Source organism: Pseudoalteromonas aliena, assembly GCF_038155085.1.
In the GTDB taxonomy this organism is placed as follows: domain Bacteria; phylum Pseudomonadota; class Gammaproteobacteria; order Enterobacterales; family Alteromonadaceae; genus Pseudoalteromonas; species Pseudoalteromonas aliena_A.
Window position 1 is genome coordinate 123,911 of sequence record NZ_JBAKAU010000011.1, and the last position, 20,848, is coordinate 144,758.

Annotated in this window: 22 protein-coding genes; 13 read left to right on the forward strand and 9 right to left on the reverse strand. The window is 39.8% G+C overall.

Going from position 1 to position 20,848, the window contains the following annotated elements; translation table 11 throughout:
- Nucleotides 1–7: 7 nt before the first annotated feature.
- From V6260_RS12210 to speD, 9 genes are all read left to right on the forward strand, one after another.
- Complete coding sequence (locus V6260_RS12210) at nucleotides 8–589, forward strand: aminodeoxychorismate/anthranilate synthase component II (RefSeq protein ID WP_341594391.1); 582 nt, start codon at nucleotides 8–10, stop codon at nucleotides 587–589.
- A 270-nt stretch (nucleotides 590–859) separates the two neighbouring features.
- Complete coding sequence (locus V6260_RS12215) at nucleotides 860–1,066, forward strand: hypothetical protein (RefSeq protein ID WP_341594393.1); 207 nt, start codon at nucleotides 860–862, stop codon at nucleotides 1,064–1,066.
- A 162-nt stretch (nucleotides 1,067–1,228) separates the two neighbouring features.
- The gene (locus tag V6260_RS12220) at nucleotides 1,229–1,486 is read left to right on the forward strand and encodes a hypothetical protein (RefSeq protein ID WP_341594395.1); all 258 of its coding nucleotides are present in this window, start codon (nucleotides 1,229–1,231) and stop codon (nucleotides 1,484–1,486) included.
- A gap of 379 nt (nucleotides 1,487–1,865) precedes the next feature.
- Entirely contained in the window at nucleotides 1,866–3,071 is a 1,206-nt protein-coding gene (locus V6260_RS12225; RefSeq protein WP_341594397.1) for an aspartate aminotransferase family protein, read from the forward strand.
- Nucleotides 3,072–3,156: 85 nt separating this feature from the next.
- Nucleotides 3,157–4,173: an arginine N-succinyltransferase gene (astA, locus tag V6260_RS12230; RefSeq protein WP_211000933.1), complete on the forward strand. Its 1,017-nt coding sequence runs from the start codon at nucleotides 3,157–3,159 to the stop codon at nucleotides 4,171–4,173.
- 16 nt (nucleotides 4,174–4,189) lie between these two features.
- Entirely contained in the window at nucleotides 4,190–5,659 is a 1,470-nt protein-coding gene (gene astD, locus V6260_RS12235) for a succinylglutamate-semialdehyde dehydrogenase (RefSeq protein ID WP_341594401.1), read from the forward strand.
- A 130-nt stretch (nucleotides 5,660–5,789) separates the two neighbouring features.
- Nucleotides 5,790–6,137, forward strand: coding sequence for a DUF3802 family protein (locus tag V6260_RS12240; protein ID WP_341594434.1), 348 nt, complete (start codon nucleotides 5,790–5,792; stop codon nucleotides 6,135–6,137).
- Nucleotides 6,138–6,226: 89 nt separating this feature from the next.
- Nucleotides 6,227–6,640, forward strand: coding sequence for an OsmC family protein (locus tag V6260_RS12245; RefSeq protein ID WP_341594403.1), 414 nt, complete (start codon nucleotides 6,227–6,229; stop codon nucleotides 6,638–6,640).
- Between the two features lie 88 nt (nucleotides 6,641–6,728).
- The gene (speD, locus tag V6260_RS12250) at nucleotides 6,729–7,541 is read left to right on the forward strand and encodes an adenosylmethionine decarboxylase (protein WP_341594405.1); all 813 of its coding nucleotides are present in this window, start codon (nucleotides 6,729–6,731) and stop codon (nucleotides 7,539–7,541) included.
- Nucleotides 7,542–7,784: 243 nt separating this feature from the next.
- Here speD and recG read toward each other — a convergent pair whose 3' ends face one another.
- Genes recG through asnC form a run of 3 tightly spaced genes read right to left on the reverse strand, consistent with a single transcriptional unit; the run spans nucleotide 7,785 to nucleotide 11,114 of the window.
- The gene (recG, locus tag V6260_RS12255) at nucleotides 7,785–9,866 is read right to left on the reverse strand and encodes an ATP-dependent DNA helicase RecG (protein ID WP_341594407.1); all 2,082 of its coding nucleotides are present in this window, start codon (nucleotides 9,864–9,866) and stop codon (nucleotides 7,785–7,787) included.
- 58 nt (nucleotides 9,867–9,924) lie between these two features.
- Entirely contained in the window at nucleotides 9,925–10,611 is a 687-nt protein-coding gene (trmH, locus tag V6260_RS12260; protein WP_076925783.1) for a tRNA (guanosine(18)-2'-O)-methyltransferase TrmH, read from the reverse strand.
- Nucleotides 10,612–10,652: 41 nt separating this feature from the next.
- Entirely contained in the window at nucleotides 10,653–11,114 is a 462-nt protein-coding gene (gene asnC, locus V6260_RS12265; protein WP_341594436.1) for a transcriptional regulator AsnC, read from the reverse strand.
- 194 nt (nucleotides 11,115–11,308) lie between these two features.
- Between asnC and asnA the strand changes: the two genes are divergently transcribed.
- Nucleotides 11,309–12,304, forward strand: coding sequence for an aspartate--ammonia ligase (asnA, locus tag V6260_RS12270; RefSeq protein ID WP_341594410.1), 996 nt, complete (start codon nucleotides 11,309–11,311; stop codon nucleotides 12,302–12,304).
- Nucleotides 12,305–12,335: 31 nt separating this feature from the next.
- Here asnA and V6260_RS12275 read toward each other — a convergent pair whose 3' ends face one another.
- The 6 genes from V6260_RS12275 to V6260_RS12300 form a co-directional block, all read right to left on the reverse strand.
- The gene (locus tag V6260_RS12275; protein WP_341594412.1) at nucleotides 12,336–13,943 is read right to left on the reverse strand and encodes a FapA family protein; all 1,608 of its coding nucleotides are present in this window, start codon (nucleotides 13,941–13,943) and stop codon (nucleotides 12,336–12,338) included.
- A 158-nt stretch (nucleotides 13,944–14,101) separates the two neighbouring features.
- Entirely contained in the window at nucleotides 14,102–14,494 is a 393-nt protein-coding gene (locus V6260_RS12280; protein WP_341594414.1) for a RidA family protein, read from the reverse strand.
- Nucleotides 14,495–14,506: 12 nt separating this feature from the next.
- Nucleotides 14,507–16,612: a bifunctional GTP diphosphokinase/guanosine-3',5'-bis pyrophosphate 3'-pyrophosphohydrolase gene (spoT, locus tag V6260_RS12285; protein WP_341594416.1), complete on the reverse strand. Its 2,106-nt coding sequence runs from the start codon at nucleotides 16,610–16,612 to the stop codon at nucleotides 14,507–14,509.
- 128 nt (nucleotides 16,613–16,740) lie between these two features.
- Nucleotides 16,741–17,016, reverse strand: coding sequence for a DNA-directed RNA polymerase subunit omega (gene rpoZ, locus V6260_RS12290; protein ID WP_058548747.1), 276 nt, complete (start codon nucleotides 17,014–17,016; stop codon nucleotides 16,741–16,743).
- Nucleotides 17,017–17,143: 127 nt separating this feature from the next.
- On the reverse strand, nucleotides 17,144–17,761 hold the full coding sequence (gene gmk, locus V6260_RS12295; RefSeq protein ID WP_341594420.1) for a guanylate kinase: 618 nt from the start codon (nucleotides 17,759–17,761) through the stop codon (nucleotides 17,144–17,146).
- Nucleotides 17,762–17,880: 119 nt separating this feature from the next.
- On the reverse strand, nucleotides 17,881–18,741 hold the full coding sequence (locus V6260_RS12300; RefSeq protein ID WP_341594422.1) for a YicC/YloC family endoribonuclease: 861 nt from the start codon (nucleotides 18,739–18,741) through the stop codon (nucleotides 17,881–17,883).
- Nucleotides 18,742–18,903: 162 nt separating this feature from the next.
- Between V6260_RS12300 and rph the strand changes: the two genes are divergently transcribed.
- The 3 genes from rph (at nucleotide 18,904) to V6260_RS12315 (ending at nucleotide 20,722) form a co-directional block, all read left to right on the forward strand.
- Nucleotides 18,904–19,617 (forward strand): ribonuclease PH, encoded by a 714-nt coding sequence (gene rph, locus V6260_RS12305; protein WP_341594424.1) that lies wholly within the window; start codon nucleotides 18,904–18,906, stop codon nucleotides 19,615–19,617.
- 12 nt (nucleotides 19,618–19,629) lie between these two features.
- A complete protein-coding gene (gene pyrE / locus V6260_RS12310; RefSeq protein WP_341594426.1) occupies nucleotides 19,630–20,274 on the forward strand; it encodes an orotate phosphoribosyltransferase in 645 nt (214 codons plus the stop codon).
- Between the two features lie 64 nt (nucleotides 20,275–20,338).
- On the forward strand, nucleotides 20,339–20,722 hold the full coding sequence (locus V6260_RS12315) for a diacylglycerol kinase (protein ID WP_341594428.1): 384 nt from the start codon (nucleotides 20,339–20,341) through the stop codon (nucleotides 20,720–20,722).
- The last annotated feature ends 126 nt before the right edge of the window (nucleotides 20,723–20,848 follow it).

The window sequence follows — 20,848 nt, forward strand, 5'->3', positions numbered from 1 at the left end:
TTGTGTAATGCTGTTAATGATCGATAACTACGATTCGTTTACTTACAACTTAGTACAATATTTTCAGCGATTAGATCAAGACGTATTAGTAAAGCGTAATGATGAGCTAAGCGTTGCTCAAATAAAGCAGCTAAACCCACAGCATATCGTATTATCGCCAGGCCCATGTACACCTAATGAGGCAGGTGTATCACTTAGCGTTGTTGAGCAGTTAAAAGGGCAGTTTCCTATTTTAGGCATATGCCTGGGGCACCAAACTATTGCACAAGCACTGGGCGGCGATGTAATTAGAGCCAAAAAAGTGATGCACGGAAAAACATCACCTATAGTGCACACTAATAAAGGTGTATTTAAAGGTTTGGTAAACCCATTAACCGTTTGCCGTTATCATTCGCTGGTGGTTAAGCAGCAAAGCTTACCGAGTGAATTAGAAATAACAGCGTGGAGTCAAACTGAGCAAGGCGAGTTTGATGAAATTATGGGGTTGCTTCATAAAGAGTTAGCGATAGAGGGAGTGCAGTTTCATCCTGAAGCAATTTTAACGGCTCAAGGAATCCAATTACTTGCTAACTTTTTAACTCGGTTCTAACCTAGTAATATTAGAATGTATGTTAGGTATTAACATTGAGTAGACCCTATGCGAGAACTTGTTTCTCAAAGCGAGTCGCTACGATGCTGAATAAGCGATTTCATTATTTTCTCTTCAACAAATCGGTTTTACTCATACATTAGTCACTGACAACTCAATGAAGCAGAGGACTCTACTTTAGGTGATAGCTTATAAGAAACGAAAATAAGAAATACAGCTCATTGTGAATACTAAGCTCAAGCCGATGGGCGACATAATCGTGATGTAGAAATGCCAATTCTTAAACAGCTTAACAATATAGATACAGCTGTTCAAAATACTATGGGAATAGAAGACGGTATCGCCACTGTTCTTGATGTTTTAGTGGTTAAGTCTGCATCTATAGCTCGTTTAGAGTCATTAATTAATAATTTAAGTTGGCTTGTGAGTGAGTTAGTGACCTCTATCAATTTACCTTGCTCTCGAAAGCTTTGTTAATTCGGCTATATTTAAAAAAATTTGAGCAAGTATGGCAAAGCAAAACTTGCTGGTAAGGAAAGTAACAAAACCTACACACCGTATTATTAGAGGTTAAACCTGACTTTAGCAACACTACTTAACAGTAAATCTTTAGACGTAAGCACTAGAGTAATAGATACAATGACGTTCAAGTATTTATCGTTTGAAAGCGTAATGCAGCAGTTTGTTAATGGGGTAGAGAAAGCTGATTCAATATTTCTTTTAACTGAAGTTATGCTAAAAAACCATAGTTACTCTCAGTATTTAAGCTTAAAAGAGCATCAGCTTATTGAGCCTAATGAAATAGTCGCGTGGTTTTCGTATTTTAAGTTCACTAAAACGGAACTAAAAACCCTTAAAACAAGTAATTTTACCAATTTAGCTATTCAAATTGACTAAAAATCTGAATTTTTTGTTAATTTTTTTGCGACTAATCATTCATCCTACACGCTTTCTTATAGTAACTTATTAGCGCTTAAAGCTAGCCGCAGTTCAATACGCAGCCGCAAAGAGCCTAAAATGCGGTGGTTATTCACTTTGCTAATAGTTATTCACTATCTATGAAATAATATCCCAAGCCCTTTATTTTCAAGGGGTAGATGAAAGTTTTTAACGAGACAGTACTCATTAATTCTGAAATAATGTGCGTCTGAAAATTGAACCACAAAGCAATTTTGCGCAATTATCAGGGTCTGATTTTGCCTATTAAGTTGGTTACAAACATTAACCAAACACCTATTTTGATGTTTTGTGTTGCTCACAATTAAGAGGAAATAAAATGACAGTCAATCGAGAATTATTTGATCAAGTAATGGTTCCTAACTACGCACCTTCAAGCGTAATTCCTGTTCGAGGCGAAGGCTCTCGCGTATGGGATCAACAAGGTCGAGAGTTTATCGATTTTGCTGGTGGTATTGCAGTTAACTGTCTAGGTCATTGCCACCCTGCATTAGTAGGCGCATTAAAAGAGCAAGGCGAAAAAATCTGGCATCTTTCAAATGTTATGACTAACGAGCCAGCACTTCGTCTAGCTAAAAAAATGGTTGATGCGACATTTGCTGAAAAAGTTTACTTTGCCAACTCTGGTGCTGAAGCAAACGAAGCCGCACTTAAATTAGCGCGTCGTTTTGCACTTGATAAATTTGGCGCAGAAAAATCACAAATCATCGCATTCAACAAAGGTTTCCACGGTCGTACATTCTTTACCGTAACTGTTGGCGGCCAAGCGGCATATTCCGATGGTTTTGGTCCTAAGCCAGGCGATATCGTTCATTGCGATTACAACGACCTAGCTGCTTTTGAAAAACTAATTAGCGACAAAACATGTGCCGTAATGATGGAGCCACTTCAAGGTGAGGGCGGTATTGTTTCGCCAACTGATGAGTTTGCTCAAGGTGTTCGCGATTTATGTACTAAGCATAACGCTCTACTTATTTTTGATGAAGTACAAACAGGTGTAGGCCGCACAGGCGAGCTATACGCATATCAAGGTTTAAATGTAGTACCTGACATTTTAACGTCGGCTAAAGCACTTGGCGGTGGTTTCCCTATTGGCGCTATGATCACAACGACTGAGATTGCACAGCACCTTAAAGTAGGTACTCATGGCTCTACATACGGTGGTAACCCACTTGCATGTGCCGTTGCAGAAGCTGCGTTCGATACTGTAAACACACCAGAGGTACTTGCTGGCGTAAAAGAAAAAGCCGCATTATTTAATGAGCTACTTGCAGCCGTTAACGAAAAATACAATGTATTTAGCGAAATTCGTGGCCAAGGTTTATTAATTGGTGCAGTAGTAAACGAGCAATACAAAGGCCGTGCTAAAGAATTTTTAGTAGCGGGTACTGAGCAAGGCTTAATGTCATTAGTGGCAGGCGCTGACGTAGTTCGTTTTACTCCTTCACTAGTTATTACTGAAGCAGATATTCGTGAAGGTATGGCACGCTTTGAAAAAGCAGTAGCAAGTGTAGTAAACGCATAAACTACTCTAGCCAAGTAATTAAGGGCAAACCGTGTTTGCCCTGTAAATCCTATTTACCGTTATTTATAAGGGAGCAAGCGGACTCATGATGATCCTTCGCCCAATCCAGCAAAATGATTACTCAGCATTACTGAAAATTGCCCACGAATCAGGGCATGGTTTTACGTCTTTGCCTTTAAATGAAGAGCTATTACAAAAAAAGATTGACCATTCAGTAAGCTCATTTGCTAAACAAACGTCACAACCCGGTGACGAAGGCTACTTGTTTGTTCTTGAAGATAGCGAAACAGGTGAAGTAGTTGGCACATCTGCAATAGAAGCAGCTGTAGGCCTTGATGATGCGTTTTATCATTACCACTTAAGTAAAGTGATTCATTCATCACGCACATTAGATGTATACAAAGCCGTTGATATTTTAACGCTGTGTAATGACTACACCGGTGCAACAGAATTATGTACGCTATTTTTAAAAGATGGCTATCGTAAAAACTGTAACGGTAAACTTCTTTCAAAAGCGCGCTTTATGTTTATTAAGCAACATCAGGCACGTTTTGCACAAACCGTAATTGCAGAAATGCGCGGTGTGTCTGACGAAAGCGGCAGTAGTCCTTTTTGGCAGTGGTTAGAAGAGCACTTTTTCTCAATGGACTTTCCTACAGCCGACTATCTAACAGGTATTGGCCAAAAGGTATTTATTGCAGAGCTAATGCCAAAGTACCCAATTTACGTAAACTTGCTAAGCAAAGATGCGCAAGCGGTCATTGGTAAGGTGCACGACAACACACGCCCAGCTATTGAGCTTTTAAAAAGCGAAGGCTTTACGTTTAATGGCTACGTAGACATTTTTGACGCCGGCCCAACGGTTGAAGCAAAAGTAGATAACATTGCCACTATTCGTAATGCACATAACTTTAAAGTTGAAATAGGCGAAGCGTCAGGCGATACCATGGTGCTTTTAGCCAACGAAAAGCTTGAAGGTTTTAGAGCAACCGTAGCGCCTATGTCTTATGACGACAGAGCAGACAGTCTTGTTTTATCGCAAGAGTTAGCCGATGCACTGCAACTGCAAGCTGGCGATACAGTAAGCGCAACCCCAGTTTAATTTAGGAGAAAGTATAATGACTCATCCTGCACAATTTATTAATGGTCAATGGTCACAAGGCCAAGGCACAAAATTTAACTCAGTAAACCCTGCAAATAACGACGTTATTTGGCAGGCATCATCGGCAACTGCGGCGCAAGTAGACACCGCAGTAAATGCAGCGCGCGAAGCGTTTTATGTTTGGGCTGATAAAAGCTTTACTGAGCGTTTAGAAATAGTTCAAGCATTCGCAGCACAATTAAAAGAAAACAGCGAAGAGCTTGCCATCACTATTGCACAAGAAACAGGTAAACCACTGTGGGAGACACGCACAGAAGCGGGCGCTATGGTTGGTAAAATTGCCATTTCAGAAAAAGCATTTTTAGAGCGCACAGGCGACGTAGAAAACGCAATGCCACTAGGGCGTGCCATGATCCGTCATAAGCCACATGGCGTGGTAGCGGTATTTGGCCCGTATAACTTCCCAGGGCATTTGCCTAACGGCCACATTGTTCCTGCGCTTTTAGCGGGTAACACAGTTGTGTTTAAACCATCAGAGCTAACTCCAAAAGTTGCCGAGCTTACGCTTAAACTTTGGGAAAAAGCAGGTTTACCAGCAGGTGTTATCAATCTTGTTCAAGGTGAAGTAGAAACGGGCAAAGCCCTCGCTGCTCACAAAGGTATTGATGGCTTGTTCTTTACGGGTTCTTCGCGCACGGGTCATATTTTACATGAGCAGTTTGCAGGTCAGCCGGGTAAAATTTTAGCGCTTGAAATGGGTGGCAATAACCCGCTTATTATTACCGACGTTGAAGATACCAAAGCAGTTGTACACGATATTATTCAATCGGCGTTTATTTCAAGCGGCCAGCGTTGTACGTGTGCACGTAAATTGTTTTTACCTAAAGGTAGCAAAGGCGATGCAATTTTAGAGCGCCTTATCACTGCAACTAAAGCCATTAAAGTAGGCAACTATGACGATGCAGATCAGCCATTTATGGGCTCTATGATCTCATCAGCGGCAGCTGCAGGTATGGTTAAAGCACAAAGCGAGTTAGTTGAACTTGGCGCTCAAGTACTAGTAGAGCTTGAGCACACAGCAAATACAGGCTTTGTAACGCCAGGTATTATTGAGTGTACAGCTATTAGTGATTTCCCTGATGAAGAACATTTTGGCCCACTTTTAAAAGTATTCCGCTTTGATAGCTTTGACCAAGCAATTGATAAAGCAAACGACACAACGTTTGGTTTATCGGCAGGCTTACTCAGTGACAGCGAAGCCGACTACGACCATTTTTTACGTCGTATTCGCGCGGGTATTGTTAACTGGAACCGTCCAATTACGGGTGCATCAAGCGCAGCACCATTTGGTGGTATTGGCGCGTCGGGTAATCACAGAGCAAGCGCGTATTACGCAGCTGATTACTGTGCATACCCAGTTGCTTCAGTAGAGCTTGAAAAAGTAGCGATGCCTGCAACACTAAGCCCAGGCTTAAAAATAGATTAACCTTGTTTGGTACTAAATAACTAGAAAAGCAGCATTGGCTGCTTTTTTTGTATTGCCACCGTGCAAAGCTAGTAATTTGAATTGCTTTCTGCTTAAATCAGAGAAATGATTATTTTATGGTGGTATGAAAATGGTTTTAGATAGGCAAGGGTATGATGATTTAATCATGTATCTTACTCAAAATTTAGCGTTGTTTGAGAAGCCAGGTGAAATAAAACCGAATGCCCCCACGGTTATGGAATTAATTGAAGATGTCATTGCACAAAACGTGATGCTTATCTGCGAGCAGCACACAGAGCTAAATACAGAGCAACGTAGCTTAATTGTGCGTGAAGTTGATGGCATAGTTTATGATTTAGAAGAAGTTCTCAGTAGTATTACCTCTCAGCCAGTTACAGTTGAGCAACATGCTTTTATAGATGAATTTGCTGGTTTAGTTAAAAACTTATTCGATAATGCAGTCTCGCAACAGTATTAATCAATTGCTATATAGCCGCTTAGTACATTTTCATTTGCAACTGCGGCTAAGTTGCTTACAATCAAGAAAATATTTTTTGAGATAAGCACATGCAAGCAAATGTAAAATGGGTTGAGGGCGATACGTTTATCGGTCGTTCTAATTCTAATCATAATGTTGTTTTTGACGCTGGTAGCGATAGTGCAGCGCCAAGCCCTATGGAAATGGTTTTAATGTCGGTTGGCTGTTGTTCGTCAGTCGATGTTGTCAGTATTTTAAAAAAAGCCAAACAAGATTTTTCAGACGTGCAGGTCCAATTAAGTGCTGAGCGCGCAGAAACAGCCCCACGCGTATTTACTAAAATCAACTTACACTTTGTTGTTAAGGGTAATAATGTGTCTGAAAAACACCTTGCACGCGCCGTATCCCTCTCTGCTGAAAAGTATTGTTCGGTTGCATTAATGCTTGATAAAACAGTAGAAATTACGCATAGCCACGAAGTTGTTCAAGAACAAGCAAAATAACGCTTTTTCCACGAGGGAAATTCGTATAAAATCCGCGAACTTTTCATTCTGCAGGTGCAGAGTTCACTAATTTATAGGTTGGTTTATTATGAACAAACCCTTCGATAAACTTAAACTTCATGGTTTTAATAATTTAACTAAAAGTTTGAGCTTTAGTATTTACGATATTTGCTACGCAAAGACTGAGCAACAACGTAAAGAATATATTGAATATATCGATGAGCAGTACAGTGCAGATAGACTAACCGATATTTTAGGTGAAGTTGTTGATATTATTGGTGCCAACATTTTGAATGTAGCGCGCCAAGACTATGAACCACAAGGCGCAAGTGTAACTATTTTGGTATCTGAAGAACCAGTAGAAGAGCAGCAAAATTACGATGCTGACGAAGCACCAGGCCCATTACCTGATTCAGTTGTTGCGCACCTAGATAAAAGCCACATTTGTGTACATACATACCCCGAAGCTCACCCAGATGATGGTATTTGTACATTTCGTGCTGATATTGAAGTGTCTACCTGTGGCATTATTTCGCCACTTAAAGCGTTAAACTTCTTAATTCATAGCCTTGAGTCAGATGTGGTAACAATTGACTACCGCGTTCGTGGTTTTACCCGCGACATAAACGGCGTTAAACACTACATTGATCATGCTATTAGCTCGATTCAAAACTTCATGACAGAAGATACCAAAGAAGCGTATCAAATGATGGACGTCAACGTGTATCAAGAAAACCTGTTCCACACTAAAATGATGTTAAAAGAAACTGATTTAAACACGTATTTATTCGGACTTTCTACGGCAGATTTATCAGAGGGTGAAGAAGAAGAAATTCGCTCAAAACTTACCCGTGAAATGCAAGAAATATTCTATGGCCGTAATTTGCCAGATACAGAATAAGTATTTTTAATTAAATTGAAAGTGGCGCTCATTGAGCGCCATTTTTGTATTAATTATAAAAAATGGCTATTAGCGGATGTTGATATCTCAGGATTGGAGCTTATTCAACCAAGGAAGATTTAATCACAGTACGAGATTTTTTGGTACTTTTTGTTACTTGTAAGAATCAGTAAAAATTGAGCTCAGTTCATGTGTATTTGGTATTGATGAGTCGTTACTGCATATGTGGGTTAATAGCCACACCTATGCTTGTGCATAATTAGACTTATTACCAAGCCATCTATTAATGAGGGAATCTACTTGCTGTGGGTACTGTTTTAGCATTTTCTGTGCAACAGGTCTTACTTGATTAAGTATGTGTTTATCACGGGTAAGATCGGCAATTTTAAACTCGGCTAACCCTGTTTGTTTTGTACCAAGTACTTCACCAGGGCCTCGAATTTCTAAATCGCGCTCAGCTATCACAAAACCATCGTTGCTATCGCGTAGTACACCTAATCGCTTTTGAGCGGTATGAGACAGTGGTGCGTGATATAAAAGCACACAATGCGATGCCGTTGCGCCACGGCCAACTCGCCCACGTAACTGATGCAGCTGTGCTAAGCCTAAGCGCTCGGGGTTTTCTATAATGATTAAGCTCGCATTAGGGACATCAACACCAACTTCAATAACTGTCGTGGCAACTAAAACATGTATATTACCTGCTTTAAACTCGCTCATAATGGCTTGTTTTTCTGCTGATTTCATTCGGCCATGTACTAAGCCTACGTTTAGCTCTGGTAATGCTTCTTTTAATTGCAGTGCACTGTCTTCGGCGGCTTGGCATTGCAGTACTTCAGACTCATCAATAAGTGTACACACCCAATAAACTTGGCGGCCTTGCTCGTTACACGCTAATTTAACGCGGGCAATAATATCGTCTCTGCGAGTATCAGGAAGTGCCACTGTTGTGATTGGTGTACGCCCTGGTGGCAGCTCGTCAATGACCGAGGTTTCTAAGTCGGCATAGGCGGTCATAGCGAGTGTACGTGGAATGGGTGTTGCGGTCATGACTAGTTGATGAGGGTGACAATCACCAAACTTACCTTTTTCACGCAGTGATAAACGCTGGTGGACACCAAAGCGGTGTTGTTCATCAATAACGATAAGTACTAAGTTATTAAACTTAACTTCATCTTGAAATAAAGCGTGAGTACCTACAATCATTTGCGCCTCACCAGAGGCTATTTTTTCAAGTGTTGCTACGCGCTCTTTGCCTTTTGTTTTACCGCCAAGCCAAGCAACGGTTATACCTAGTTGATTAAACCACGTTGTAAAATTAACGCCATGTTGCTCTGATAAAATCTCTGTTGGCGCCATTAAAGCTACTTGAAAGCCCTGCGCAATGGCTGTTAGTGCACTAAGTGCTGCTACTAGGGTTTTACCTGAGCCTACATCGCCTTGTACTAAACGCATCATAGGATACGCGTGTTGCATATCACCTTTAATTTCAGCAACTACGCGGCTTTGCGCATTTGTGGGTGCAAAAGGAAGTTGCTCTAAAAACTGGCTTTCTAATGTGTTTACCGGATTTAATGCCACGGCTTTAACTTGTTGCCCTTGCTCTCGTACTTTTAATAAGCTGAGGTTTTGAGCAAGTAACTCCTCAAATACAAGGCGCTGTTGAGCAGGGTGAGTACCTTGCTCTAATGCAGTGACATCAGCATCATTTGGTGGGCGGTGCAGTAATAATAAGGCGTCACTTAGCGGCATATTTGATGGCTGCCACTGTGAAGGCAGTAGTTCTTCTACTGAGTATTTATGTAGTAAATCAATAGCCTGTTCGCTTAAGGCTCTAATCGATAGTTGCTTTAAACCTTCGGTTGTTGAATAAACGGGCGTTAATGTCGTCGCTACCGGCTGCTCGTTAGAGGTATCGCTGATGCTGTATTCAGGATGACTCATTTCAAAGCCAACGCGGCCACGGCGCACTTCACCAAAGCAGCGTATTATTTTACCAGCGTTAAATGCGTTTTTTTGTGCGGCGGTAAAATTAAAAAATCGTAGTGTTAGCCTGCCAGTACCATCATTGATTTGGCACACAAGCATGCGCCTTTTACCAAACGTAATTTGGCTTGTTTCAATTGTTGCTTCAACACTTACGTGGCTGTGAAGTGACAATTCGCTAATCGCGTATAAGCGAGTACGATCTTCATAGCGAAGTGGCAAGTGAAAAAGCATATCTTGCACAGTTAAAATACCTAGCTTTAACAAACGCTCAGCCATTTTTGGGCCGACCCCTTTGAGCTCTGTAATTGGGTATTGATTTAAGCTAGGTTTAGACAAATTATATCAATCTTATTATTTGTGAATAAGTTAAGTGTACTTACAGAGCTTTGGTCCATCAAGTATGTTTTAAAGCTTGCCAAAATTGCTCGTCAGCGACTATTTCGCCGTTTTCATCAAGTGCAGGATAAGGTAATTTTTTTTGTTTACACTGCCTTGCAATAATAGGATGGCAGCCTTCAAAGTAAAGTGGGTGCTTAACTTCGGCGCTCAGCATATCTCTATTATATAAACCAGCCAGCTCGCGTTGGCGCTGTGCTTCAAACAATATTAGCGCAGCAGCAACCGAAACATTTAGTGATTGCACCATGCCTTGCATTGGAATAATAATATTTTGATCGGCATATTCTAGGGCTTTTTCTGAGATCCCCGTTTTTTCTTGGCCCACAATAATAGCCGTTGGCTTGGTGTAATCTACTTCTCTAAAATCAACGGCATCTTCTGATAGATGAGTCGCTAATATTTGTATTTCTGGATTGCGTTCACGCATTGCCACTACGGCATCATCAATGTTTCTGTGTAGGTGCGTTTCTAGCCAGTTTTTACTGCCACCAGAGGTGTTATTTGTTAGCCATTTCTGTTTTTCAGGCCATACAGCATGTACGTGATGGCAACCAACCGCATCAGCACTTCGTACAATTGCAGATAAGTTATGGTGTTTGTGCACGTCTTCTAAACACACAGTTAAGTCTGTTTGGCGGCGCGAAAGTACGTCTTCGATTCTTTGATAGCGAGTTTGCTGCATGGTTATCCTCTTTTTTCGGCAATTATACGAGATTTTTACAGTTAAGGCATTACCGTACGGCTAATTGGGTTTTGTAGAGAAATAAGTGTTTCTGTTGATTGAATGGCTTCTATTGCCTGTATTTTATTAATCAGCACATCTTGTAAGTGATCAATGGACTTTGTCATTACCTTTATAAATATACTGTAGTTACCTGTTGTGTAATAAGCCTCTACCACTTCCTCCAATGCTTCTAGCTTTATAAGCGTTTGCGGGTAATCACGTGCGTTATTTAAATTAATGCCTATAAAGCAGCATACATCGTAGCCGAGCTGTTTAGTATTAATCGTTAATTGGGTGCCTGTAATGATCCCTGCTTGCTTCATTTTTTCAATTCTTACGTGAATTGTCCCCGCGCTTACATTAAATCTTTTTGCTAATTCGGCGTACGCAGTACGGGCATTTTCCATTAACGCATGAAGTATCTGTTTATCGAGATTATCGATCAAATAATTTTCCATTATATTTTCATTATGAAATTATCGAATATATAGTTTTTATACCATTTAATTAATGCTTTTTATATATTGAAGCTATTTTTGTTGTGGGATATTGAATTAATTCATCAAATGGTTAAATTAACTTCATTAAAGGCGCTCATTAGGGGGCTTTTTATTAATTAAGCAAGTAACAATAACTGGGAATGAGGCCAATTATTATGAGTTCACACTATGTGCAGCAACAGCAGCAAATAAGTAAAGTTAAGCAATTTTTTTCACAGCAACTAGAAACCCAACTTGGGCTGGTTGAGATTCAAGCTCCTATTCTGGCTAAAGTAGGTGACGGTACGCAAGATAACTTAAGCGGCCATGAAAACGCAGTTGCTGTAAATGTGAAAGCGATTGCAGATAGCCGCTACGAAGTGGTGCATTCACTGGCTAAGTGGAAACGTAAAACACTTGCAACTTATGGCTTTGGTGTTGGTGAGGGAATTTACACTCAAATGAAAGCTTTGCGCCCAGATGAAGATTCATTAAGTCCTATTCATTCTGTATATGTTGATCAATGGGATTGGGAAAAAGTAATTAATGAAACCACAGAGCGTTCGCTGGCAACACTAAAGCAAACTGTTCAATCTATTTATAAAGGGATAAAAGAAACTGAAGCTTTTGTAAGTGAGTCTTATGGTTTGACGCCTTTTTTACCGGACGACATTAAGTTTGTGCACAGCGAAGAGCTACGTAAAATGTATCCTGACTTTAGCGCCAAGCATCGCGAAAAAGCCATTGCACAAGAATATGGTGCTGTATTTTTAATTGGTATTGGTGGCACGCTTGGTGATGGCAAAATCCATGATATAAGAGCTCCAGATTACGATGATTGGTCTACGCCAACATGCGATCAATATATGGGTTTAAATGGTGATATTTTAGTATGGAACTCAGTACTTGAAAATGCATTTGAAATTTCATCAATGGGTATACGTGTAAGCCCTGAGGTTTTAAAAGCGCAGTTAAGCACAACTGGAGATGAAGACCGCTTAGAGTTTGATTGGCATAAAGCGCTACTACAAAGTAAGTTTCCGCAAACGATTGGCGGTGGAATAGGGCAGTCGCGCTTGGCTATGCTCTTGCTACAAAAACAGCATATTGGTCAAGTACAAGTGGGAGTATGGCCGCAGCAAACACATGCTGAGGTAAGTGACTTACTATAGTAATAAAACCAAAGTGTTATAAATACTTTGGTTATGACGTTTTAAACTCAATTTCGATTTTATTATTTTCTAGTTTAACAACACATGGGGGGTAATTACGGGTTGTTTTAAGAACCTTGTCAAATATATGGATTTCTACCCCTGAGTGTAAGACAGTATTAACAGCAAGTTGGGTATTATCTAATAGGCTGAGTAGGTCGTTTTCTAGAATTGATAAATCTTTTTCAAGTTGCTCAGCTTGTTCACAATAATGTAATTGAGTTGCACCAATTTTAGTTATGAGTGTATTTTTCTTTTCTGTATCTTTCACTAATTCTGCTTTTTCAAGCGCTGCCTGCAAAGTAGTTAGTTGTTCATCTGTTTTTGCTAAGTTCTTAAAGCAATTATCTGATTTTTTTGTAATGTCTTTAGCTGAGGTTGCCAGATTAATAACCATTTTGGCACCAGATTCATTGCCAATTTCACCAGTTATAAGTGCTGAGGCATTTAATACTTCTCCACCAAAAAGCTTACCTTTAGGTGTATTGGTTTGACCAACTTGGAGTAGCTGATTTGCTTCTATCATACAGTGGCTTGCTTGACGATCAATAAAAATATTATTAGCTTCTAGGTAACAATATTGAGCATGAGATACATGTATATCACCATTGCAAATAAGTTTACAGGAGAGAATTCTATCTTCAGATTTATGATGTCCAATAACTCCTTGCTTTACAGTAATATTACCTCCTGCTTTTACTTCACCAGACTCAACTGTACCAAAAATAGTTATATCACCTTTGGCGCTAACCCTCATACCTGGTTCTATATTGCGAGTTACAATTACACTACCTTCAAACTCTATATGGCCACTTTTAACATTCACATCAGAAATTGTAAAAATATCGTCTACTCGCATACCGTTGTTAATCTCAACGGGTACTCCAGACATAGTAGCCACTAGTTCTAAAGGGTTTACTTTTGATATTTCAGTTCCTTCTCCTGCTATTAACTGTTTGTTTTCTCCTGGTTTTGCAGGAAGAATATCACCCGTTACTGTAAATCCTTCTTTGCCAGGTGTTGCTGGCTGTTGTCTTATTAGTACCGAACCCGGCTCGACACTTGCAAGTTTACCGAAATCACGCATATCGACACTGCCATCTTCTTTTAATTTAGGTTTCTTGAGACGATCTTTAAGTGTTTCAACGGTAACTACAAATTCTGTTGCAACTCCTTCAGCAGGTAAGCGGCCTTTAGCGAGAGTTCCTTTTATTAAAGTACCAGCAGATAATTCAAATTGTTTTTGTAGTAGCTGCTCTAAGAATATTTGTTTGTAGCCACGGACTATTCCTGCCTTTACTAACTGTTTTTTTGCATCCTCTAAGCTTAACTTCTTGCCGCCTTGTGCTAAGGTTAGTTCACCAGTAGCAAGCATTTTATCATCGCTAATTGATACATTTAGTGATGCGTTATGTTTACTTGCTACGACTAAGACTGATTCAGTACTCTTATTTTTAAAAAAGTTGTGAATGGCCTCATGATCAATTTTGCAGTCGCAGAAAGTCGACCTCTCAAGAGCTTCAATTACGAATGCAGCACTTGGAGGAAGATGTTTACTTACGTCAAGTAAAACATTGCCATTATGAGCAAGCTTAAACAAAAGTTAATCCTTTTATATTAGAAAAGTAGAGTTTGTATTAATAATATAATTATAGAGTGCTAGAGATTTAGTTTTGAGTCAAGAAATCAGAAAAAACAAATTGATAGAGCTAGAGGACAAGAGAGCTATAGCATAGCGCTATAGCTTTAGAGTAACATTTAATTTGTAGAAGGTAGCTCCATTATTCCATCTATTTCAACCTGCGCACCTTTTGGCAATGCACGAACACCTAGTGCAGCTCTCGCTGGGTAAGGTTGCTTAAAGTATTGGCTCATCACTTCATTTACTGTGGCGAAGTTAGATAAATCAGTTAGATAGATGTTTATTTTAACCAAATCTTGAATTTTCCCGCCAGCTTCTTCACATACCGCTGTAATATTTCTAAATACCTGATGCGTTTGTTCACTAAAATCTTCAGAAATCATTTCCATCGTCTCTGGTACTAATGGAATCTGACCAGATAAGTAAACAGCAGTACCTACTTTAACTGCTTGGCTATATGTGCCAATAGCTGCAGGTGCTTTGTCGGTAGAGATAAATGCTTTATTCATGTGTTTCCTATTTTATTTTTTACGATAGACTTTTTGTACATCAGGCATAACGCGAATACGGCGCATGATGTTAGCAACATGGATACGGTTTTTAACGGTAATCCCTAAATCTATCACGTATAAATTACTTTCTTTTTCATCAGTCGCAATTTCTACAATGTTGGCCTGAGTTGTGGCAACAACATTGGTTAATTTAGCAAGTGCCCCTTGATGGTTGATAATTTCAACTCTTAGAGCGGCAATATATTCTTTTTCTGGGCTATCGTCCCACTTTACAACTAAGTATTTAGAGGGCTCATTTTCCCAGCCTCGTATGTTTTTACATTCTTGGCGATGAACAGTTAGACCCTTGCCTTGGCTTATATGCGCAGTAATTGCATCCCCAGGCACTGGACGACAACACTTAGAGTAATTAACTAACATACCCTCAGTACCAATGATAGTTGCTTTAGCTTGGTTTGTTATATCAGCTAAATCATCGTTATCGCCTTGTAGTAAGCGCTTAGCAATCAACATACTCATTAAATTACCAGAGCCGATTTCTACAAGCAGTTCGAGGACTGTAGAAAGTTCATGCTCTTCGAGTACTCTTGCTATATTTTCATCGGCAATGCTATCGAGTTTGTTTTCGCCTAGTGCAGAGTCGAGTAAACGACGACCTAAAAGCAACGCTTCTTCATGATGTTGACTTCTAAGATAATTACGTACACCTATACGTGCTTTACCAGTAACAATAAAGTTAAGCCATGTTGCATTAGGGTGTGCGCCTGAGCTTGTAATTATTTCTATGGTTTGCCCTGTATCCAAAGGTCTACTTAAAGGGTGAGGTTTACGATTTACGCGTGCGCCTACGCAAGTGTTGCCGACATCAGTATGAACAGCATAGGCAAAATCCACTGCTGTAGCACCCATTGGTAACTCAACAATACGACCGTCAGGCGTAAATACGTAAATTTCTTCTGGAAATAACTCAGTTTTTACGTTTTCAATAAATTCAAATGATGAGCCTGCACTTTGCTGTAGTTCTAATAGGCTTTGCATCCATTGGCGTGCACGTTGTTGCGCTGTATTACCTGCTCCATCACCTGCTTTTTTATACATCCAGTGTGCAGCTACACCTTTATCGGCCATATGATCCATATCGTGGGTACGAATTTGAATTTCAACAGGAATACCATGTGGACCAACTAAAGAAGTATGTAGTGATTGATAGCCATTTGTTTTAGGAACCGCAATATAATCTTTAAAGCGTGTTTCAATTGGTTTATAAAGATTATGAGCAACACCTAGCACGCGATAACATGTATCCATAGAATCAACAGCAATTCTAAATGCGTAAATATCCATAACTTCGTTAAACAGCAGCTCTTTATTCAACATTTTTTTGTAAATACTATATAAATGTTTTTCACGGCCTGACACTGTTGCTTTTATTCCACATTCTTCAAGACGTGCTTCAATTTCATTTTGAATATTAAAAATAACTTCTTTACGATTCCCGCGTGCTTTAGCTACTTCTGATTTTAGTGCACGATGACGCATAGGATATAAAGCTTGAAAACCTAAATCTTCAAGTTCATTTTTAATATCGTGAATACCTAGGCGGTTTGCTATTGGCGAGTAAATTTCAAGTGTTTCGCGTGCTATTCTGCGGCGTTTATCTGGGCGCAGTGCACCTAAAGTTCGCATATTGTGTGTTCTATCAGCAAGCTTAATCAATATAACCCGAATGTCTTGGGTCATTGCCATAATCATTTTGCGATAGTTTTCAGCTTGGAATTCTTTTTTATCTTTAAAGCTGAGTTTATCGAGTTTACTTACACCTTCTACAAGTTCAGCCACTGTTTCACCAAAAATTTCGGCTAAATCTTGTTGGCTAAAATCAGTATCTTCAATTACATCATGCATTAAAGCAGCCATGAGGGTTTCATGATCAAGGTGCATACCAGCAAGAATTTGAGTTACTTCAACGGGGTGAGTAATGTAAGGTTCGCCGCTTGAGCGAGTTTGTCCCTCATGGGCTTCTCTAGCTACCACGTAGGATTTTTGAACTAGCTCTACATCTGCTGTAGGCAAGTATTCTGAGATTTTCTTTTTAAGACCTTCAAAAAGATACATTCACACTCCAATGTTCTTGTGAAGCAAATTAGGTAACGGTAAGTTAAGAATATACGATGAAAAGAGAGGATTGCCAACGGCTATAGTAGAAATACTGCGCCGTTGGCTAAATCAGACCGGGAGGTCGATTACTGATTGCCACCAACAATGGCAGCAACAGCAGCTAATTCAGCTGCTTCTTGGTGTTGTTGTTCTTCACGGTCAATTACGTCCATTGATGAACTATCAACTAAACCTAATTCAATTTCACGTAAAGCAACTACCGTTGGTTTATCGTTTTCAGGATCTACTAGTGGATCTTTACCACCAACAGCAATTTGGCGGGCACGACGAGCCGCAACTAAAATTAAGTCAAAACGATTACCAACTGCATCTACTGCATCTTCAACTGTTACGCGAGCCATCTCAGCACTCCAAAATATTTTAAAAGCAAAGGCGTAGTTTACTCCAAGGAGCAAGTTTCGCCAATAGCCAGTGGTTAATTTTTATCAGTTTTACATATCTAATACTGATTTAAACGCCGCTTAGTTATTAAAGTAAGCTGCTGAGTAAGTTTTGATGGCGGTTTTGCTGCGCTTTTAGTGTTAAACGCTGAGCCATCACAATAGTTTCTATATCACTAAGAGCAGTATCAAATTCATCATTTACAACTACAAAGTCGTATTCATTATAATGCGAGGTTTCTGATTGTGCTTGTGCCATACGCCCAGCAATTACCTCAGCTGAGTCTTGTCCGCGGTTATTTAAACGCTGCTCAAGTTCTTCTTTTGAAGGCGGTAAAATAAAAATAGTCTGTACGCTAGGCATAATCTTACGAACCTGTTGCGCTCCTTGCCAATCAATATCTAAAAATACATCAATACCTGCATTTAGCTGCGATTCAATTGCTTGCTTTGATGTGCCGTAGTAGTTATCAAACACTTGAGCCCACTCAAAAAAATCATCTTTGGCAATTAACGCTTTAAATTCATCGGCACTTACAAAGTGATAGTGGACCGCGTTTTCTTCACCAGGGCGAGGTGAGCGTGTAGTATGCGATACCGATACTTTCATATCGTCATGCTTTTTTAGTAATGCATTAATTAAGCTAGATTTACCCGCACCAGAAGGCGCAGATAAGATAAATAAGTTTCCGCGAGTTTGAGCCATGTTTTTCTCTACTTAAAAATAAACAGGCTTGAGTTACAAAAATAACCCAAGCCTTTAATGATACTATTGTACTTTATTTAACTAATTGTGCTCAAGTGAGTCACAAAATTGAAATAGCATTATTCAATATTTTGGATCTGCTCTCGCATCTGCTCAATGAGCACTTTGAGCTCTACGGCTGCACTAGTGATGTCACTATTGATAGATTTAGACGCGAGAGTATTTGCTTCACGGTTAAACTCTTGCATCATAAAGTCTAGACGTCGGCCACATGCTCCGCCTTTTTTAAGAATTTTTCGTGTTTCTTTTACGTGCGACTTTAAGCGGTCTAGTTCTTCGGCAACATCTTGTTTTTGAGCAAGGTAAATAAGTTCTTGTTCAAGGCGAGATTCGTCAATGTTTGCTGTTAAATCTTCTAGCTTTTGCGCTAGCTTTTCACGCTGCCATTGAGTGATCTCAGGCATGTGCGTTTCTACAATATCTACTTGCTCTAAAATTGCATCAAGGCGGGTGGCTATCATTTCTTCAAGGTTTTCACCTTCGTCGCCACGTGCTGATTTAAAATCTTCGATTACTTGATCAAGGCCAGTTATTAGTGCTGTATTAACGCTATCCATATCAAGTTCTTCAGCTTCCATAACACCAGGCCAACGCAGTATATCAACAGGATTAATGTCGCCATTACTTTGTCGTTGAACCCATTTAGCGCTATTAATAAGTTGCTCAGCTAGGGCTTGGTTAATTGAGAGCTCACCAACATGAGCAGGATTTGCTACGAATTTTAAAAAAACCTCAACTTTACCGCGTTGTAAGTGTTTGCGTAAACGCTCACGAATAACTGGCTCCATGCCACGAAATTGCTCTGGTGCGCGTATAAATGTTTCAAGGTAACGCTGGTTTACTGAGCGAACTTCCCAAGTGCCAGTACCCCAATCGCCTTTTATTTCGCGACGCGCATAAGCTGTCATACTGTGGATCATGGATATTTTCCTAAATTTATAAATACAATATTATGATGATTATACCGTAACACCACTTAACCTCTAGGGAAAATTTATTAGGCTGAATATTTTACAATCAGCATGGCATCTACCTTCACATACACTTATAATGTCGCAAATTCAGAATAAAGGGGATCGTCCATGCGTCCAAGCAAAAGAACACCTAACCAAATTAGACCTGTTACATTTACACGTAATTACACTCTACATGCTGAAGGCTCAGTACTAGTAGAGTTTGGTAACACCAAAGTACTTTGTACTGCAACTGTTGAAGCGGGTGTTCCTCGTTTCATGAAAGGTCAAGGCAAGGGTTGGGTTAATGCTGAATATGGTATGTTACCTCGCGCAACGCATACTCGTAATGCTCGCGAAGCGGCACGTGGTAAACAGGGCGGTCGTACAATGGAAATTCAACGCTTAATTGCGCGTGCATTAAGAGCTGCTGTAGACTTAAAAGCGCTTGGCGAAAACACGATTACTATAGACTGTGACGTAATTCAAGCCGACGGCGGAACGCGTACAGCTTCTATTAGCGGTGCATGTGTTGCTTTAGTTGACGCACTTACCCACATGCGCGCAAAAGGGATGATCAATTCAAACCCCCTCAAACACATGATTGCTGCTATTTCGGTTGGTATCTACAACGGCCAAGCAATTAGTGATTTAGAGTATATTGAAGACTCTGCCGCTGAGACTGACATGAACGTAATTTTAACCGAAACAGGTAAAATTATTGAAATACAAGGTACCGCAGAGGGCGAGCCATTCTCGTTCGACGAGTTAGATGAGCTACTTACGTTAGCCAAGCATTCAATCCGTGAGATCATCGACGTGCAAAAACAAGCGTTAGCATAAGCGAGTAACCCAATGAAAGATTATCAAAAAGAGTTTATTGAATTTGCTCTTGAAAAGCAGGTACTGAAGTTTGGTGAGTTTACCCTTAAATCAGGCCGTACTAGTCCGTACTTCTTTAATGCAGGTCTTTTTAATACGGGTCGTGACTTAGCGCGTTTAGGGCGCTTTTATGCTGCTGCTTTGGAAGATGCAGCAATAGAGTACGATGTTTTATTTGGTCCTGCTTATAAAGGTATTCCAATTGCAACAACAACTGCGGTTGCGTTGGCTGATCATTACGACAAAGATGTGCCTTATTGTTTTAACCGTAAAGAGAAAAAAGCACATGGTGAAGGCGGTACATTAGTAGGTTCATCATTAAATGGTAAAATCATGCTGGTGGATGATGTGATCACCGCGGGTACTGCAATTCGTGAATCAATGGAAATCATCGCAGATAATGGCGCAGACTTAAGTGGCGTATTAATAGCACTCGATCGCCAAGAAAAAGGTAAGGCAGAGCTTTCAGCTATACAAGAGGTTGAACGCGACTTTGATACTAAAGTGATCTCAATTGTAAAATTGGCAGATCTAATTAGTTACCTTGAAAGCCAAGGCACAATGGATGAGCATTTAGCATCTGTTAAAGCGTATCGTGATCAATACGGTGTAGCGTAAATATAAATTTTAAAAGCCTCGCTAAGCGGGGCTTTCTTTTGACTATTATTAACAGAGCTTACAAATGAAAGATGTATTCAAGCCAAATGGCCTTGGCCTAAAGCGAGTTTTTAAAGCAACGTATTGTTCTTACCTTGGCTTTAAAGCAGCCTTCAAAGAAGAAGCAGCCTTTAGGCAAGAGCTTGTATTTAGTGTAGTGTTACTGCCTATTTCATTTTGGTTAGCTACATCAGTATTACATTGGGCATTATTAGTAAGTACATTACTGATCATATTAATTGTAGAGCTACTTAATTCAGCAATAGAAGCATTAACAGATCGCGTAAGTACTGAGCGTCATGTGCTTTCAGGCCGGGCAAAAGATATGGGATCTGCAGCTGTAACACTTTCATTGTTGATCGTTATGATCGTGTGGGGCGCAAGTTTCTATATAAAGTTGTTTCAATAAACTCTCTATATAAACCAATTAACACACCTAAAATGTTAAAAAAGTGCTAGTTATGTTGTATTTTTAGCGTATTTAGCTCAAATACTCAGCGAACAGTCATTTATTTCACGTTTTCTTCAAAAAAGG